We start from the raw sequence: 15,751 nt of genomic DNA, 5'->3' as shown, positions 1-15,751 counted from the left end.
AGGCACGCCCGTATAGCAGGGGCGTGGCGCACACGTCAATGGTCTCGCACCCCGCCGGGAGCGCTCCCACCCCGATCTGCTCAGGCGAGCGCGGCGAGCAGCCGGTCGACGTCCTCCTCGGTGCTGTAAAGGTGCGGCGACACTCGGATCCGGTCGCCGCGCAGCGACGCCCAGATCTTGGCCGCGCGGAGCCGCTCGTACGCGGCGAGGGTGGCGGCGGAGGACTGGGCGCGCAGGCAGAGGAGGTGGCTCCGCGCGGCCGGCTCGAGGGGGCTCGCCGGGACGAAGCTTTGCGGCAGGCGCGCGAGGAGGCGGTCGCCGAGCGCACGGGCGTGCGCCTGGACCGCGGCGGGCGTCGCCTCGAGGAGGAGGCGCAGCGACTCGGCGAGCGGGAGCAGGTTGAAGAACGCCGCCGTCTCGTGCGCGTCGTAGCGCTGCGCGCCGGGCCGAAGCTCGATGTCGGCGGGCAGGTTGCCGTAGTCCTCCGCGCCCTTCACCGCCCACCAGTTCAGATCCCCCACCGCGAGCCGGTCGAGCACCTGCGCCGAGAAGAGCCCGAGCCCGCAGCCATACGGGCCGAGCAGGTGCTTGTAGGCGGAGGCGGCGTAGACGTCGACGCCGGAGCCGCCGAAGTCGAACGGCAGCGCGCCCGCCGCCTGGCTCCCGTCCACCACCGTGATCGCCCCGAAGCGCCGCGCCGCCTCGACCACCGGCCCGGGCTCGAGCCGCCCGCCGTGGAGGTACGAGACGTGGGCGAACGCGACGACGCGGGTCCGCGGACCGACCCCCTCGGCGAGCCGCTCCGCCGAGACCGCGCCCGTCGGATGATCCGGCTCGACGACGCGGATCGCGACGCCGCGGCGGGCGAGCCAGCGCCAGGGCAGGTCGTTCGAGGGGAACTCGTGCCGCGCGAGCACCACCTCGTCGCCCTCGCCGAGGTCGAGCCCGCGCGCGACGGCGTTCACCACCTGACCCGCCCCGGTGACGAGCGCCACCGCCTCCTCGCGCGCGCCGAGGAGGCGCGCCGCGAGGGCCCGCGCCTCGGAGACGGCCGAGACGTAGGTGGCCGCCGAGATGCGCCAGGGCCGCTCCTTGAGGGCGAGCGCCTCGCGCCCGGCGCGCGACGCCGCGAGCGGGATGGGGCCCTGGCTCGCGGCGTCGAGGTAGGCGACGCCCTCGAATGGCGCGAAGCGCTCCGCCCAGCCGGGCATCTAGACCTTCGCGGCCTCGGCGAACGCCGCCTCGGCCGCGAGGAGCGTGTGCTCGACGTCGCCTTCGGAGTGCGCGGTCGAGAGGAACGCCGCCTCGAACTGCGAGGGCGGGAGGTAGGCGCCGCCCTCCAGCATGCGGTGGAAGAAGGCGCCGAAGCGCTTCGTCGAGGAGAGCCGCGCGCTCGCGGCGTCGAACACCGGCTTCTCCGAGAAGAACACCGTGAGCATGGAGCCGACCCGGTTCACCTGCACCGGCACCTTGGCGGCGGCGGCGCGGGCGCGGAGCCCGTCCGCGAGCTTCGCGGCGAGGTTCTCGAGCTTCTCGTAGGCGGCGGGGGTCATGAGCCGCAGGGTGGCGGTCCCGGCCGCCATCGCCATGGGGTTCCCGGAGAGCGTGCCCGCCTGGTAGATGGGCCCCGCCGGCGCGACCCGATCCATGACGTCGGCGCGCCCGCCGAAGGCGCCCACCGGCAGCCCGCCCCCGATGACCTTGCCGAAGGTGACGAGGTCCGGCCGGAGGCCGAAGAGCCCGCAGGCGCCGCCCGACGACACGCGGAAGCCGGTCATCACCTCGTCCACGATGAGGAGCGCGCCGTGCTTGCGGCACAGGGTGAGCAGGCCCTCGAGGTAGCCCGCCCTGGGGACGAGCACGCCCATGTTGCCGACCACCGGCTCGATGATGACGCCGGCGAGGCGGTCGCCCCGCTCGGCGAAGAGCCGCTCGGCGGCGGCGAGGTCGTTGTACGGCAGCGTGAGCGTGTGCTTCGCGAGGTCCGCCGGCACGCCCGGGGAGTCGGGCAGCCCGAGCGTCTCGACGCCGGAGCCCGCCTTCACGAGGAGCGGATCGCCCGCGCCGTGGTAGCAGCCCTCGAACTTGAGGATGTCGTCGCGCCCCGTGAAGCCGCGCGCCACGCGAATGGCGGCGGTGGTGGCCTCGGTGCCCGAGGAGCAGAAGCGCATCTTCTCGATCCAGGGCATCCGCTCGCGCACGAGCTCCGCGAGGGTGATCTCGCGCGGCGAGGGGGCGCCGAACGAGGCGCCCTCCTTCATGGCGTCCTGCACCTCGCGCATCACCTCCGGGTGGGCGTGCCCGACGATCATCGGACCCCAGGAGAGCACGTAGTCGACGTAGTCGTTGCCGTCGACGTCGACGAGGTGGCTGCCCCTGCCGCGCGCGATGAACCGGGGCGTCCCGCCCACGCCGCGGAACGCGCGCACCGGCGAGTTCACGCCGCCGGGGAACAGGGTCTGCGCCTTCGCGAACAGCTTCTCCGACAGCTCGGTCTTCATGGCTTTCCTCTCGGTGACTAGCGGAAGGCGGCGGCGCGATCGCCCGGCAGCGTCGCGGGCTTCGCCCGCTCGCGGCGCTCGGTGACCGCCTCGATGTTGGTCCGGATCGCGTCCGGGTTCGGGTGGATGGGCAGCGCGAGCGCGTACAGCTCGAGCGCGCGGTCGAAGCGCCCCGCCTGCGCGTGGATGAGGGCCTGCCCCTCGAGCGCGCGGGCCGCGAGCTCCGGGCGCGGCTTGCTGTCGATGAGCGCCTGGAAGGCGGAGAGCGCCTCGTCGTCGCGCTTCTCGAGCGACCACGCCTGGGCGGTGAGGAGCTGCGCCTCGTCGGCGAGCTCGTGATCGGGCCACTTCTCCCGCAGGATGCGGGCCTCGGTGCGCGCCTGCGACCAGTTCTTGAGCTCGAGGTAGGCGCGGGCGACCTCGAGCTGGTAGCGCGGCGCCTCCGGCGCGCTCGAGGCGGCGACGTCCGCGTACTGGGCGATCGCGGCGAGCGGGTCGCGGAAGCGCTCGCGGTAGATGTCGCCGATCTGGACGCGCGCCTCGCGCGCCTCCTTGCCGCCCGGGTAGAGCGCCACGATGCGCCGGTAGTAGGAGATCGCGCCGGTGTAGTCGCCGAGCTCGAGGTACGAGACGTCCCCCGCGAAGCGCAGCGCCTTGCAGCGCACCGCCGCCTCGTCGGGCGAGAGCGTCGCGTCGCCGAGCTCGGCGAGCACCGCCTTGTAGCCCTGGAGCGCGCCCTTCGGGTCGCCCGCGTGGCGCTTCCCGTTCGCCTCCTCGAGCCGCTTCGCCGGCGAGGCGCAGGCGAGCGCGAGCGCCGCCGCGAGCGCGGCGGCGAAGGGGCCCGACCGCCGCCTCACGCGCCTGCCTCCGGCTCCCCGCCGCCCTGGTCCTCCGGCCCGCCCTCGGGCGGCTCCTCGCCCTCCGCCGCCTCGGCGACCCCGGCCGCCGCCGCCTCGGGCGTGGTCTCGGCGACGCGCGCGAGGCCCACCACCTGCTCGGACTTGGACTCGAGGGTGATGAGGCGGACGCCCTGGGTGTTCCGCCCGATGAGGCTGATCCCGCGCGAGGGCATGCGGATGAGCATGCCGCCGTTCGTGATGAGCATCACCTCCTCGGCGTCGGACACGAGCGCCGCGGCGACCACCGGGCCGTTCCGCTCGGTGGTCTTGATGGTGATGATGCCCTTCCCGCCGCGGCTCTGGATGCGGTACTCGGCGAGCTCGGTGCGCTTGCCGTAGCCGTTCTGCGTGACGGTGAGGATGGTCGGCGCGGGCTCGCCCTCCGGCGGCGCCGCCGGGATCGACTCGGCCGAGACGACCGCGTCCTCCGCCTCGAGGGTGATGCCCTTCACGCCGTAGGCGGTCCGCCCCATGGCCCGCACGTCGGACTCCTCGAAGCGGATGGCCATCCCCTGCGCGGTCGAGAGGAGCACGTGGCTCTTGCCGTCGATGAGCCGCGCGGCGATGAGCTCGTCGCCCTCCTCGATGCCGAGCGCGATGATGCCGGCCGCGCGCGGCCTCGCGAACTGCTCGAGGCGGGTCTTCTTGATGAGCCCCCGGCGCGTGGCCATGAACACGAACTGTCCGGGCTCGGCGGCGACCGCGCCGTTCGCCTTCTCGGCGGGCTCCGCGGCCTCGGCCTCGCCCGGCTCGGCGGCGATCTCGGCCGCATCCTCGGCGCCGGCGGGCTCCGGGAGCCGCCGCACCGGCAAAATCGCGGCGACCTTCTCGCCCGGCGAGAGCTGCACGAGGTTCACGATGGGCTTGCCGCGCGCGGCGCGCCCGGCCGGCGGGATCTCGTGGACCTTGAGCCAGTAGACCTTGCCCTTGTCCGAGAAGACGAGCAGGTAGCTGTGCGTCGAGGCGACGAAGATCGCCTCGAGGAAGTCCTCGTCCCGCGTGGCCGCGCCGGTCTTGCCGCGCCCGCCGCGCCGCTGGGCGCGATAGAGCGACACCGGGTTCCGCTTCACGTAGCCGGCGTGGGAGACGGTGACGACCATCTCCTCCTCGGCGATGAGGTCCTCCGTGGAGTAGTCGGTCGCCTCGCCCAGGATCTCGGTGCGCCGCTCGTCGGCGAAGAGCTGCCGCACCTCCTTCAGCTCCGAGACGATGACCTCCATGAGGACGGCCTCGGAGGCGAGGATCTCCTTCAGGCGGCCGATGAGCTTCTGCACCTCGGCGAGCTCGTCCAGGATCTTCTGGCGCTCGAGGCCGGTGAGGCGCTGCAGCTGCATCTCGAGGATGGCCTTCGCCTGGAGCTCCGAGAGGGCGAAGCCGGTCATGAGCCCGTCGCGGGCCGCGTCGCGGTCGGGCGCCTTGCGGATGAGCTCGATGATCTCGTCGAGGTGGTCGAGCGCGATCTGCAGGCCGAGCAGGATGTGCTCGCGCTCGCGCGCCTTGCGCAGCTCGAAGCGCGTGCGGCGGGTGACCACGTCGCGGCGGTGGGCGACGAAGCGCTCGAGCAGCTCCTTCAGGTTGAGGATGCGCGGCTGGCCGCCGTCGATGGCGAGGAGCGTCACGCCGAAGCCGGTCTGCATCTGCGTGTGGGCGTACAGGTTGTTCAGCACCACCTGCGCGACCGCGTCACGCTTCAGCTCGATGACGATGCGCATGCCCTCGCGGCTGGACTCGTCGCGGAGGTCGCTGATCCCCTCGAGGCGCTTGTCGCGCACGAGCTCGGCGATGTGCTCGACGAGCTTCGCCTTGTTCACCTGGTAGGGGATCTCGGTGACGACGATCGCCTCGCGCTCGGTCTTGGGGTGGACCTCGACCGACGCGCGCGCCCGCACCTGGATGGTGCCGCGCCCCTTCTCGTAGGCGGCGCGGATGCCGTCGCGCCCCTGGATGATCCCGGCGGTCGGGAAGTCCGGCCCGGGGATGAAGCGCATGAGCTCCGGGACGGACGCCTTGGGGTTCGAGATGAGGTGCGCCACCGCGTCGAGCACCTCGCCCATGTTGTGGGGCGGGATGTTCGTCGCCATGCCGACCGCGATGCCGGCCGAGCCGTTGACGAGCAGGTTGGGGAAGCGGGTGGGGAGGACGAGCGGCTCGACGGTCGAGTCGTCGAAGTTCGGCCCCCAGTCGACCGTCTCCTTGTCGATGTCGGCGAGGAGGAAGTCGGCGAGCCGCTCGAGGCGGGACTCGGTGTACCGGTAGGCCGCGGCGGGATCGCCGTCGACCGAGCCGAAGTTGCCCTGGCCGTCGATGAGCGGGTAGCGGAGGTTCCAGTCCTGGGCGAGCCGGACGAGGGCGTCGTAGACCGAGGAGTCGCCGTGGGGGTGGTACTTCTTCAGCACCTCGCCGACGACGCCGGCGCACTTCGAGTAGCGCTTGTTGTGGTGCAGCCCCTCGGTGTGCATCGCGTACATCACGCGGCGGTGCACGGGCTTCAGGCCGTCGCGCACGTCCGGCAGCGCGCGGCCGATGATGACCGACATCGAGTAGTCGAGATACGACTTGCGCATCTCGTCTTCGATCGCGACCTGGGCGCGCTGCCCGTCTCCGGGCGGCGGCGCCCCGGGGGCGGCGGCGGGCGGGCTCGGCGGGAGGTTCTCTTCGGCCATCGGAGCTCTTCCCTCCCGGGCCATAGGCGCGCGAGGGGGTTCGAGCGCGCGGGCACCTGGGAGAAGGGGGTGTTTTAGCCGGTTTCCCTCGGAGATTCAACGCTTTTGCCCGTCCCGGGGCGGGCCTTCGGGGCGTCCGCCGGGCCCGCGCGGCGGACCCCTCCGCGCGCCCCCGAGCGCCGCGCTCGTCCTTCACGATCCGTCCCGCCCGGACGCCCGCGCCGGCCCGAAAAAAGAGAGCGGGGAGGCGCGCCGTGCGCCTCCCCGCCCTGGGTCCACGAGTGGAGCGAGACGCCTAGCGCCCGGCCACCGAGAGCCGCGCCGCGGCCCGGCGCACGCGCGCCGACTCCTCGCCGTAGTGGCCGTCCTGCTCGGTGAGGCGGAGCAGCCGATCCTGCGCGTCGTCGAAGGCGCGCTTCGCCCGCTCGACGTCGATGTCGGCGGCCGCCTCGGCGGTGTCGGCGAGCACGATGACCCGGTTGTCGGCGACCTGCAGGAAGCCGCCGCCCACCGCGTAGTGGTGCTCCCGGCCCCCCTCGACGTACGTGAGCCGACCGGGCTCCAGCGCCGTCATGAAGGGCTCGTGGTTCAGGCGGATGCCGAAGCCGCCCGCGACGCCCGGCGCGCGGACCTCGTCGACGGTGACCGAGAAGACGCGCCGCTCCGGCGTGACGATGTCGAGGGTGAGCGCCATCGGTTACCCCGCGGCCAGCTTCTTCGCCTTCTCGACCGCCTCGTCGATGCCGCCCACCATGTAGAACGCCTGCTCCGGCAGGTCGTCGTGCTTGCCGTCCACGATCTCCTTGAAGCCGCGGATCGTGTCGGCGAGCTCGACGTACTTGCCCGGGTTGCCGGTGAACTGCTCGGCGACGTGGAACGGCTGCGAGAGGAAGCGCTGGACCTTGCGGGCGCGCGCCACGGTGAGCTTGTCGTCCTCGGAGAGCTCGTCCATGCCGAGGATGGCGATGATGTCCTGGAGGTCCTTGTAGCGCTGCAGCGTCTCCTGGACGACGCGGGCGACCTGGTAGTGCTCCTGGCCGACGACGAGCGGGTCGAGGATTCGCGAGGTCGAGTCGAGCGGATCGACGGCCGGGTAGATGCCGATCTCGGTCAGCTTGCGGCTGAGCACCGTCGTCGCGTCGAGGTGGGCGAACGCGGTCGCCGGGGCCGGGTCGGTGAGGTCGTCGGCGGGGACGTAGATGGCCTGCACCGAGGTGATGGCGCCGTTCTTCGTGGAGGTGATGCGCTCCTGGAGCTCGCCCATCTCGGTGGAGAGCGTCGGCTGGTAACCGACGGCCGAGGGGATGCGGCCGAGGAGCGCCGACACCTCGGAGCCCGCCTGCGTGAAGCGGAAGATGTTGTCGATGAAGAGCAGCATGTCCCGGTTCTCTTCGTCGCGGAAGTACTCCGCGATGGCGAGCGCCGAGAGCGCCACCCGGGCGCGCGCGCCGGGCGGCTCGTTCATCTGCCCGTACACGAGCACGCACTGGCTCTTCGAGAGGTCGTCCTTGTTGATGACGCCCGACTCGATCATCTCGTGGTAGAGGTCGTTCCCCTCGCGGGTGCGCTCGCCCACGCCGGCGAACACCGAGAACCCGCCGCGCTTCTTCGCGACGTTGTTCACGAGCTCCATGAGGAGCACGGTCTTGCCGACGCCGGCGCCGCCGAAGAGGCCGATCTTGCCGCCGCGGAGGTACGGGGCGAGGAGGTCGATGACCTTGATGCCGGTCTCGAACGCCTCGATCTTCACGTTCTGCTCGACGAGGGTCGGCGCCGGGCGGTGGATGGGGAACTTGCGCACCGACGCCACGGGCCCACGCTCGTCGACCGGCTCGCCGACGACGTTGAGGATGCGGCCGAGCACCTCCTTGCCGACCGGCACGGAGATGGGGGCGCCGGTGGTGCGCACGCCCATGCCGCGCACGAGGCCTTCGGTCGAGTCCATCGCGATGCAGCGGGCGGTGTTCTCGCCGAGGTGCTGGGCGACCTCGATGACGAGGTTGTCGGCGCGCGCGTCGAGCGCGGGGTTCGTCACCGAGAGCGCGGTGTAGATGTCCGGCAGCGCTCCGGGCGGGAACTCCACGTCCACGACCGGGCCGATGACCTGGGTGATCCTGCCGCTCTGAACGTTCGTCGGGGTGGTCATGTCTTCCTTTCCCAAATCTACTTGAGCGCCTCGGCGCCGCTCACGATCTCCATCAGCTCCTTCGTGACGTAGGCCTGGCGCGCGCGGTTGTACTGAAGGGTGAGCGAGGCGATCATCTCCTCGGCGTTCTTGGTCGCGCTCTCCATCGCGCTCATGCGCGCGCCGTGCTCGCTGGCGGCGGACTCGAGCAGCGCGCGCCACACCTGCATCGCGATGTGGCGGGGGAGCAGGTCGCGCAGGAGCCCCTCGCGCGACGGCTCGTACTTGAAGTCGATGGCGGCGCCGCTCGCGTCGGCGCCGGGCGCCGTCTCGATGGGCAACAGCTGGAACACCACCGGCTTCTGGGAGATGGCGCTCTTGAACTCGTTGTAGGCGAGGAAGACCGCGTCCACCTCGCCGGAGAGGTAGCGCTCCGTGTACTCGCGGGCGAGGTCCTCGGCCTTCTCGTAGGTGAGGGCCGCGTTCACCCCGGTGAAGTCCTTGCGGACCTCCACCTTGCGCGCCCGGAAGAAGTCGCGCCCCTTGCGGCCGACGGTGGCGAGCTGGATGCGCTCGAACCGGTCGCCGTTCTCGACGAGGAAGCGCTGCGTGAAGCGGGCGATGTTCGAGTTGAAGCCGCCGGCGAGGCCGCGGTCGCTCGTGATGACCACCACTTCGGCGGTGTGCTGGGCGCGCGGGGCGAGGAGCGGGTGGGCCACCACCTCGTCCGCGGCCGCGCGCGCCGCCACCCGCGCGAGCGTCTGCTCGAGGAGCTGCGCGTACGGGCGCGTCTTCAGGATGGCGTCCTGGGCCCGGCGCAGCTTGGCCGCCGAGACCATCTTCATCGCCTTCGTGATCTGCCGCGTCGACTTGACCGAGCCGATGCGGTTCCGGATGTCGCGCAGTGAGGGCACGGGGGCTCGTCCTCGGAGGGCCTACTGGCCCTCGATCTGGAACACGCCGCGGAACTCGCGGAGCGCCGCGTCGAGCTGGGCCTTGATGCCGTCGTCGAGCGCCTTCTTCTCGGCGATGGCGCGGGCGACCTCCGGGTGGCGGCCGTCGAGGAACTCGATGAGCTCCTGCATGTAGCGGCCGATCTGCTCGACCGGCACCGCGCGGATCCAGCCCTGGCCGTTCTCGTCGCGCATGGTCGCCGCGTAGATCTGGATGACCTGCTTCTCGACCGGCATCGGCAGGTACTGGCCCTGCTTCAGCACCTCCACGAGCCGCTCGCCGCGGGCGAGGGTCTCCTGGGTGGCCTTGTCGAGGTCGGAGCCGAACTGGGCGAACGCGGCGAGCTCGCGGTACTGGGCGAGCTCGAGCTTGAGCGAGCCGGCGACCTGCTTCATCGCCTTGATCTGCGCGGAGCCGCCGACGCGGGACACCGAGATGCCGACGTTAATGGCCGGCCGGACGCCCTGATAGAAGAGGTTCGACTCGAGGAAGATCTGGCCGTCGGTGATGGAGATGACGTTCGTCGGGATGTACGCCGACACGTCGCCGGCCTGCGTCTCGATGATGGGGAGCGCGGTGAGCGACCCGCCGCCCTCCTTGTCGGAGAGCTTCGCGGCGCGCTCGAGCAGGCGGCTGTGGAGGTAGAACACGTCGCCCGGGTACGCCTCGCGGCCCGGCGGGCGGCGCAGCAGCAGCGAGAGCTGGCGGTACGCCACGGCCTGCTTCGAGAGGTCGTCGTAGATGATGAGCGCGTGGCGGCCGGAGTCGCGGAAGTACTCCGCCATGGTCACGCCGGTGTACGGCGCGAGGTACTGCATCGGGGCGGGGTCGGACGCGTTCGCCGCGACGACCGTCGTGTATTCCATCGCGCCGTGCTTCTTGAGCGTGTCGACGACGCGGGCCACCGTCGACTGCTTCTGGCCGATGGCCACGTAGAAGCAGTGGAGGTTGTTCCCCTTGTTGTTGATGATCGTGTCGATCGCGACCGCGGTCTTGCCCGTCTGGCGGTCGCCGAGGATGAGCTCGCGCTGCCCGCGGCCGACCGGGACCAGGGCGTCGATCGCCTTGAGGCCGGTCTGCATCGGCTCGTGCACCGACTTGCGCTTCACGATGCCGGGGGCCTTGATCTCGATCTTGCGGGTCTGCTTCGCGTTGATCGGGCCGCGGCCGTCGATGGGGTTGCCGAGGCCGTCGACCACGCGGCCGAGCAGCTCCTCGCCCACCGGCACCTCGGCGATCTTCCCGGTGCGCTTCACCGGGTCGCCCTCGCGGATGTGCTCGTAGGCGCCCATGATGGCGGCGCCGACGTTGTCCTCCTCGAGGTTGAGGACGAGGCCGGAGACGCCGCCCGGGAACTCGAGCAGCTCGCCGGCGGCGGCGCCGGCGAGGCCGTAGATGCGGGCGACGCCGTCCGCCTGGCTGAGGACGGTGCCGGTCTCGGCGACGTCGACCTTCTTGCCGTAGTCCTTGATCTGCTCGCGGATGATGCGGCTGATCTCGTCGGCGCGGATATCCATCGTGAGGCTCTCCGGAGGATGAACTGACAGTTAAAGATCGCTACTGCTTCAGCTGGCGCCGCAGATCCTCGAGCTGGGTGCGGACCGAGCCGTCGTAGACGACGCTGCCGACCTGCGCGACGACGCCGCCGAGCAGGGCGGGGTCGACCTCGCGATCGAGGAGGACGGTGGCCTTCGTCGCCTGCGAGAGCCGGTCGGCGATGGCCTTCGCGGCGGCGGCGTCGAGGGGGACCGCGCTCGTCACCTTGGCCCGGACCCGGCCGAGGTGCGCGTCGGCGAGGGCCCGGAAGTGCTCGACGATGTTGCCCAGGTAGGCGAGGCGGTTCCGGTCGCCGAGGAGGAGGAGCAGGTTCGCGGGCTCGGCTTCGAGCCTGAACGCGGCCGCGAGCTTCTCCACGATGGCCCGCCGCTGCTCGCGCGAGTACACCGGGTTGGACAGAACGTCGCGGAGATCGTCAGAGCCCTCGACAGCCTCCTTGAGGGACTGGAGGCTCTCGCTCCAGGGCTCTACTCGACCCATCTCCGCAGCCAGGCTGAAGAGCGCCCGCGCGTACCGCCGGGCAATGGAACCCATGATCATAAGGGACGCGCTCCGTAGCACGGTGTGGGTGCGACGGTCAAGCACGAATCTCCCGGCAGTACTTGGACTTAGGCTCGGTCGAAGCCCTCCCGTTTGACAGCCCGCGACCTCGCTTTACGTTCGCGTTGCCAAAAGGAGGATGAAAATCATGGCGATGCCGACGAGATGGGAGCCCTTCCGTGACCTCGCTCGTCTCCAGGACGAGATGAACCGACTTTTCGACGATCGCGCCTACAAGACCAGCGAGTCTGTCGGCTGGACTCCGCCCTGCGACATCTTCGAGGACGACGACGAGTTGGCGCTCCGCTTCGACCTCGCGGGGGTTGACCCGAAGGACGTAGACATCCGGTTCGAGAACGGAGTCCTCACGCTCAGGGGCGAGCGGAAGCTCGAGAACGAGGCGCGGCGCGACAGCTACCACCGCATCGAGCTGGCCTACGGGACGTTCACGCGCTCGTTCTCGCTGCCGGCCACGGTCGACGCCGAGAAGATCCGCGCCGAGGCGAGGAACGGTTTACTCACCGTCCACCTGCCGAAGCGTGCCGAGACGAAGCCCCGCGCCATCCAGGTGAAGGTCGGCGCGTAGCGCCGCGGCGAGGCGAAGGCTCGGCGGCCGCGCGCGCCGAGACGAGAAGAGCGGGCCCGGTTCTCCCGGAGCCCGCTCTCTTCGTCTCTACGGCTGGAGTGCGTCCGGGAGCGCTACGACTTCACGGCGGCGACGGGGCCGGGAGCGGTGGCCGGCTTCGCGCCGCCCTTCTCCACGCCCTCCATCTTCGTCTGGCCCTCGAAGATCACGCCCTTCTCGATCATGAGGGACGGCGACTCGATGTTGCCGCGCATGCGCGCCGGGTGGTGCAGCTCGATCGCGCTCTTGGCCCGAACGTTCCCGTTGATCTCCCCGTGCACGATGATCGTGCCGCAGGTGATCTCGGCGTTGACCTTCGCGCCCTCGCCCACGACGAGCACGTCGTTCGTCACGATCGTCCCGGTGAACTTGCCGTCGATGCGGACGGTGCCCTCGAAGGTGAGCTTGCCCTCGAACTCGGACCCGCGCCCGAGCAGGGCGTTGAGGTCGCCGGTGGGGGTGGGGACGGACGACAGCTCATCGCGCTTCAGCATGGCCATGTTTCTCGGCTCCTCGTTGAGTGACTTCGCGGGCGTGGGCGCTCCGGGTGCGTCCGCGCCGACCGCCGGCGACGTCGCCTCCTCCCGCAGCTTTGTCCAGAAGGACATCCGTCCTCGCTGTGGTTGCTCCCCGAACATCGGGGCTGCCGCCCCCTCGGGCGGCGGTACAGGGAACTACGCTCCAATCTTCCCGAGTATTCCATCCAGCTCGTCGAGGGAGGAGTATTCAATCTCCAGGCGCCCCGCGACTGCAGACTTGGGCACGACCCTACACCTGGCCCCCAGCCGGCGCTGCAGGCGCTGGCCCAGCGCCTTGACGGCCGGGCTCTCGGAACCGCCGGAGGGACGGTCGCTTTCCTTCCGCCCGAGCGAGCGGACGAGCGCCTCGGTCGCCCGGACGGAGAGCCCCTCGCGGATGGCCTTTTGGGCCGCCCGCTTGATGGCCTCGGCGTCGTCGATGGCGAGCAGCGCGCGGGCGTGGCCCATGTCGAGCTGACCCTGTCGGACCGAGTCGCGCACCTCCTCGGGGAGCTTCAGGAGGCGCAGGGCGTTCGCCACGGTGGAGCGCTCCTTGCCGACGCGCTTCGCGATCTCGTCCTGCTTGAGGCCGTGATCGCTCGCGAGCACCTCGTAGGCCTCGGCCTCCTCGATCGCGTTCAGGTCGGCGCGCTGGAGGTTCTCGATGAGCGCGATCTCGAAGGCCTCGCGGTCGCTCGTCTCGCGGACGATGGCGGGGATCTCGCGGATCCCTGCGCGCTGCGAGGCGCGCCAGCGCCGCTCGCCCGCGACGATGCGGTACTTGCCGCCCTCCTTGCGCACGAGGATCGGCTCGACCACGCCGTGCTCGCGGATGGAGGCGGCGAGCTCCTCGAGCTTCGCCTCGTCGAAGCGCTTGCGCGGCTGGTCCGGGTTCCGCTCGATCGCCTCGAGGGGCAGCGCGAGGAGCCCGCGCCCGGGCGCCACCGCCGCTCCGGCCGGCGCCGCGGCGGGCGCGACGCTCGCCGGGGGCGGCGCGTTCGAGAGCAGGGCGGCCATGCCGCGGCCGAGGGCGGGGCGGCGCTTGTCGGCGAGGCTCACGCGACACCTCCGAGCTGGCTGAAGCGCCCCGTCACCTCGCGCGCGAGCTCGAGGTAGCTCTGGCAGCCCTTCGAGGTCACGTCGTAGAGCAGGATGGGCTTGCCGTGGCTGGGCGCCTCGGAGAGCCGCACGTTGCGCGGGATGACGGTCTTGAAGACCTGGTCCGAGAACGTGCGGCGGATCTCCTCCGCCACCTGGTTGGAGAGGTTGTTGGGCGAGAACATGGTGAGGACGATGCCGTCCACGGTGAGCGCCGGGTTCGCGCTCGAGCGGACGAGCTCGATCGTCTTCAGCACGTCGGCGAGCCCCTCGAGCGCGTAGTACTCGCACTGGAGAGGGATGACGACGCCCTGGGCCGCGACGAGCCCGTTGAGCGTGAGGAGCCCGAGCGACGGCGGGCAGTCGATCACCACGTACTCGTACGAGCCCGCGACCTCGTCCACCGCGCGCTTGAGGCGCGACTCCCGCGACTCCAGCTCCGCGAGCTCGAGCTCGGCGCCCACGAGGTGCCGGGAGGCCGGGACGAGGTCGAGGAACTTGAGCTCCGTCTTGCGAACGGCACTCGCCATCGGCACGCCGTCCACGAGCACCTCGTAGATGGAGCACTCCGACTCGTCACGCCGGATGCCGAGGGCGCTGCCGGCGTTCCCCTGGGGATCGACGTCCACGAGGAGGGTGCGCCGCTCTGCGGCGGCGAGCGAGGCGGCGAGGTTCACGGCCGTCGTGGTCTTGCCGACGCCGCCCTTCTGGTTCGCGATGGTGAGGATCCGGGCCATGGCCTGAGCATCCGTCTGCGGGGCGCGCGCCCCTTCCGTCGTGTTCGCCAACTCGGGACCTCTCGGTTGTTTCGCGCGACCCCCTGGCCGCGCCGGCGCGCACTTTGCCCGATCGATCTGACACGACGCGGCGTCCGAACGCCTCCGGCGCCTCCGCTTTCCGCCCATCGTCGCCCTCGCTTCTCGTGCTGTTCCACGTGGAACGTCGGTCCGGGAGGGCAGCGGCAGCCGCTCGGCCGGGCACGACGTTTCACGTGGAACATCGCCAGCGGGAGACCGCTTCCCGCGGGCGGGCGAGGCCAGTGGGTAACCCTCGTCCAGCACCGTTCCCGTGGTCCTCGTCGCTGGCGGGCGAGGCGAGGCGGAGTTCCCCGTCTGCGGGCGCGGAGGGGCCTCGGCGGGCCCGCGAAGAAGGGTTCGGACGGGGAGGTGGGCGGAAGGGTGGGGTTGCACCGCGACGGCGGGGGAGGAGGCAGGAGCTACGGGCAGCCGAGCCGCGAGCGGATGGTGATGCGTCGCCGTCAGGCCGCGCTCGGCCCTCCATGACGCCTCGGGCGCGGACGATGCGCATGCCACCCGCGAACGCGAAAGCTCGGGCGTGCCCTGCCGAGGGCCCGAGGCCCGTCGAGCGGCCGGTCCTCAGCGCAGATCCCCCAGCGCCAGAACTCCCGGCATCCTCGCGCGCCGCGGTCGAACCGAATCGCGGCGTGGATCGAGTCCCGTCTCTCGCGAGCGCCACGCCTTCCACCAGCGTTCCACGTGGAACAGCAGGACGCCGATTCGCTGCGCGTGAGTGGGGCGAGGTTCGGCGCCCGTGAGCTGCGCCGACCGCACAGGTGTCGACGACGCCCATCGTGCATCGTCCACGTCCGGGAACGACCGCCCATGAGCCCGCGCTTGCGCCAGGGCGCTCCGAGCCGCTCCCGCGGTCCTCCTGCGCACATTCCGAACGGACCGCCGCGCCATGGTGCGTGACCTCGGAACATTCCAAGCCCCACGCGCGCCAGCACCCCGGCCAAACGCTCGCGCGGCGCGTCGGATGGGGGGAGCGACCTGCGGCGTAGACGGCATTCCCTCCGCCACGACCACGCCCACCACCAGCGTTCCACGTGGAACGCAGGACGTTCGCGGCGCGTGAGTGGGGGCCGACCTGAGGTGCCCCGGGCGTCGGGCCCCTCCTCGCGCTTCCGCCACCCGTCTGAACCGCGCCGAGCGCCTCGGCGTCGACGACGACCCTTGGTGCATCGTTCACGTCTTCTGGACGTTGCTACCGACCGCCCGCCCAGGAGTCAGTGCCGGCCGCTGGGCGCTTCCGCGCCGCCGCCCGAGATCCGCCGAAGCGCGGCGGCGCGCGAACCCGCTTGGACCCAGCCGTCAGGAGAGCGCGAGCCTGCGGCGCCGCGAGGCGGCGTTCCACGTGGAACATCGCGGTCCGTGGTGACTCACGCCCGACGGCGTTCAACTCGTGAACGGAACTCCTGGAGAGCCATGCTCGCGACTGTTCACGCCGTCGCTCTCGCTTCCTCCCGAGCGG

The 15,751-nt window shown here is 71.4% G+C and carries 13 protein-coding genes; 1 reads left to right on the top strand and 12 read right to left on the bottom strand.

Going from position 1 to position 15,751, the window contains the following annotated elements; genetic code table 11:
• Nucleotides 1–80: 80 nt before the first annotated feature.
• The 9 genes from MLV88_RS11985 to atpH form a co-directional block, all read right to left on the bottom strand.
• Nucleotides 81–1,211, bottom strand: a complete 1,131-nt coding sequence (locus tag MLV88_RS11985; RefSeq protein ID WP_242355172.1) for an aminotransferase class V-fold PLP-dependent enzyme — start codon at nt 1,209–1,211, stop codon at nt 81–83.
• Nucleotides 1,212–2,501 (bottom strand): glutamate-1-semialdehyde 2,1-aminomutase, encoded by a 1,290-nt coding sequence (gene hemL / locus MLV88_RS11980; RefSeq protein WP_242355170.1) that lies wholly within the window; start codon nt 2,499–2,501, stop codon nt 1,212–1,214.
• Nucleotides 2,502–2,518: 17 nt separating this feature from the next.
• Nucleotides 2,519–3,358 (bottom strand): tetratricopeptide repeat protein, encoded by an 840-nt coding sequence (locus tag MLV88_RS11975; protein WP_242334175.1) that lies wholly within the window; start codon nt 3,356–3,358, stop codon nt 2,519–2,521.
• Nucleotides 3,355–6,063: a DNA gyrase subunit A gene (gene gyrA, locus MLV88_RS11970; RefSeq protein ID WP_255821338.1), complete on the bottom strand. Its 2,709-nt coding sequence runs from the start codon at nt 6,061–6,063 to the stop codon at nt 3,355–3,357. Before gyrA ends, MLV88_RS11975 begins: the two co-directional genes overlap by 4 nt.
• A 295-nt stretch (nt 6,064–6,358) precedes the next feature.
• A complete protein-coding gene (locus tag MLV88_RS11965) occupies nt 6,359–6,757 on the bottom strand; it encodes a F0F1 ATP synthase subunit epsilon (RefSeq protein WP_243337574.1) in 399 nt (132 codons plus the stop codon).
• 3 nt (nt 6,758–6,760) lie between these two features.
• Nucleotides 6,761–8,209 carry a F0F1 ATP synthase subunit beta gene (gene atpD / locus MLV88_RS11960; protein WP_242334169.1) on the bottom strand — a complete coding sequence of 483 codons (1,449 nt, stop codon included), beginning with the start codon at nt 8,207–8,209 and terminating at the stop codon, nt 6,761–6,763.
• 17 nt (nt 8,210–8,226) lie between these two features.
• On the bottom strand, nt 8,227–9,102 hold the full coding sequence (gene atpG, locus MLV88_RS11955; RefSeq protein ID WP_242334167.1) for an ATP synthase F1 subunit gamma: 876 nt from the start codon (nt 9,100–9,102) through the stop codon (nt 8,227–8,229).
• 21 nt (nt 9,103–9,123) lie between these two features.
• On the bottom strand, nt 9,124–10,659 hold the full coding sequence (gene atpA / locus MLV88_RS11950) for a F0F1 ATP synthase subunit alpha (protein ID WP_242334164.1): 1,536 nt from the start codon (nt 10,657–10,659) through the stop codon (nt 9,124–9,126).
• Between the two features lie 40 nt (nt 10,660–10,699).
• Complete coding sequence (gene atpH, locus MLV88_RS11945; protein WP_242355168.1) at nt 10,700–11,239, bottom strand: ATP synthase F1 subunit delta; 540 nt, start codon at nt 11,237–11,239, stop codon at nt 10,700–10,702.
• A 205-nt stretch (nt 11,240–11,444) separates the two neighbouring features.
• On the opposite strand from atpH, the gene MLV88_RS11940 reads away from it, so the two are divergent.
• Entirely contained in the window at nt 11,445–11,825 is a 381-nt protein-coding gene (locus tag MLV88_RS11940) for an Hsp20/alpha crystallin family protein (protein WP_243337572.1), read from the top strand.
• 113 nt (nt 11,826–11,938) lie between these two features.
• On the opposite strand, the gene MLV88_RS11935 is transcribed toward MLV88_RS11940, so the two are convergent.
• From MLV88_RS11935 to MLV88_RS11925, 3 genes are all read right to left on the bottom strand, one after another.
• Nucleotides 11,939–12,364 (bottom strand): bactofilin family protein, encoded by a 426-nt coding sequence (locus MLV88_RS11935; protein WP_242334236.1) that lies wholly within the window; start codon nt 12,362–12,364, stop codon nt 11,939–11,941.
• A gap of 174 nt (nt 12,365–12,538) precedes the next feature.
• Complete coding sequence (locus tag MLV88_RS11930; RefSeq protein ID WP_243337571.1) at nt 12,539–13,441, bottom strand: ParB/RepB/Spo0J family partition protein; 903 nt, start codon at nt 13,439–13,441, stop codon at nt 12,539–12,541.
• Nucleotides 13,438–14,217, bottom strand: coding sequence for a ParA family protein (locus MLV88_RS11925; protein ID WP_242334152.1), 780 nt, complete (start codon nt 14,215–14,217; stop codon nt 13,438–13,440). Before MLV88_RS11925 ends, MLV88_RS11930 begins: the two co-directional genes overlap by 4 nt.
• Between the last annotated feature and the right edge of the window lie 1,534 nt (nt 14,218–15,751).

This window comes from Anaeromyxobacter soli, from assembly GCF_022808855.1.
Classification (GTDB): Bacteria; Myxococcota; Myxococcia; order Myxococcales; family Anaeromyxobacteraceae; genus Anaeromyxobacter; species Anaeromyxobacter soli.
Note: the sequence above shows the minus strand (reverse complement) of the source record. Positions and strands in the feature narration are given on the sequence as shown.

What these genes read in the sequence shown, in the direction of transcription:
- MLV88_RS11985 (WP_242355172.1), bottom strand. Translation starts at nt 1,211, where the DNA reads ATGCCCGGCTGGGCGGAGCGCTTCGCGCCATTCGAGGGCGTCGCCTAC.
- atpH (WP_242355168.1), bottom strand. Translation starts at nt 11,239, where the DNA reads ATGATCATGGGTTCCATTGCCCGGCGGTACGCGCGGGCGCTCTTCAGC.
- hemL (WP_242355170.1), bottom strand. Translation starts at nt 2,501, where the DNA reads ATGAAGACCGAGCTGTCGGAGAAGCTGTTCGCGAAGGCGCAGACCCTG.
- gyrA (WP_255821338.1), bottom strand. Translation starts at nt 6,063, where the DNA reads ATGGCCGAAGAGAACCTCCCGCCGAGCCCGCCCGCCGCCGCCCCCGGG.
- MLV88_RS11925 (WP_242334152.1), bottom strand. Translation starts at nt 14,217, where the DNA reads ATGGCCCGGATCCTCACCATCGCGAACCAGAAGGGCGGCGTCGGCAAG.
- MLV88_RS11965 (WP_243337574.1), bottom strand. Translation starts at nt 6,757, where the DNA reads ATGGCGCTCACCCTCGACATCGTCACGCCGGAGCGGCGCGTCTTCTCG.
- atpA (WP_242334164.1), bottom strand. Translation starts at nt 10,659, where the DNA reads ATGGATATCCGCGCCGACGAGATCAGCCGCATCATCCGCGAGCAGATC.
- MLV88_RS11940 (WP_243337572.1), top strand. Translation starts at nt 11,445, where the DNA reads ATGAACCGACTTTTCGACGATCGCGCCTACAAGACCAGCGAGTCTGTC.
- atpD (WP_242334169.1), bottom strand. Translation starts at nt 8,209, where the DNA reads ATGACCACCCCGACGAACGTTCAGAGCGGCAGGATCACCCAGGTCATC.
- MLV88_RS11935 (WP_242334236.1), bottom strand. Translation starts at nt 12,364, where the DNA reads ATGGCCATGCTGAAGCGCGATGAGCTGTCGTCCGTCCCCACCCCCACC.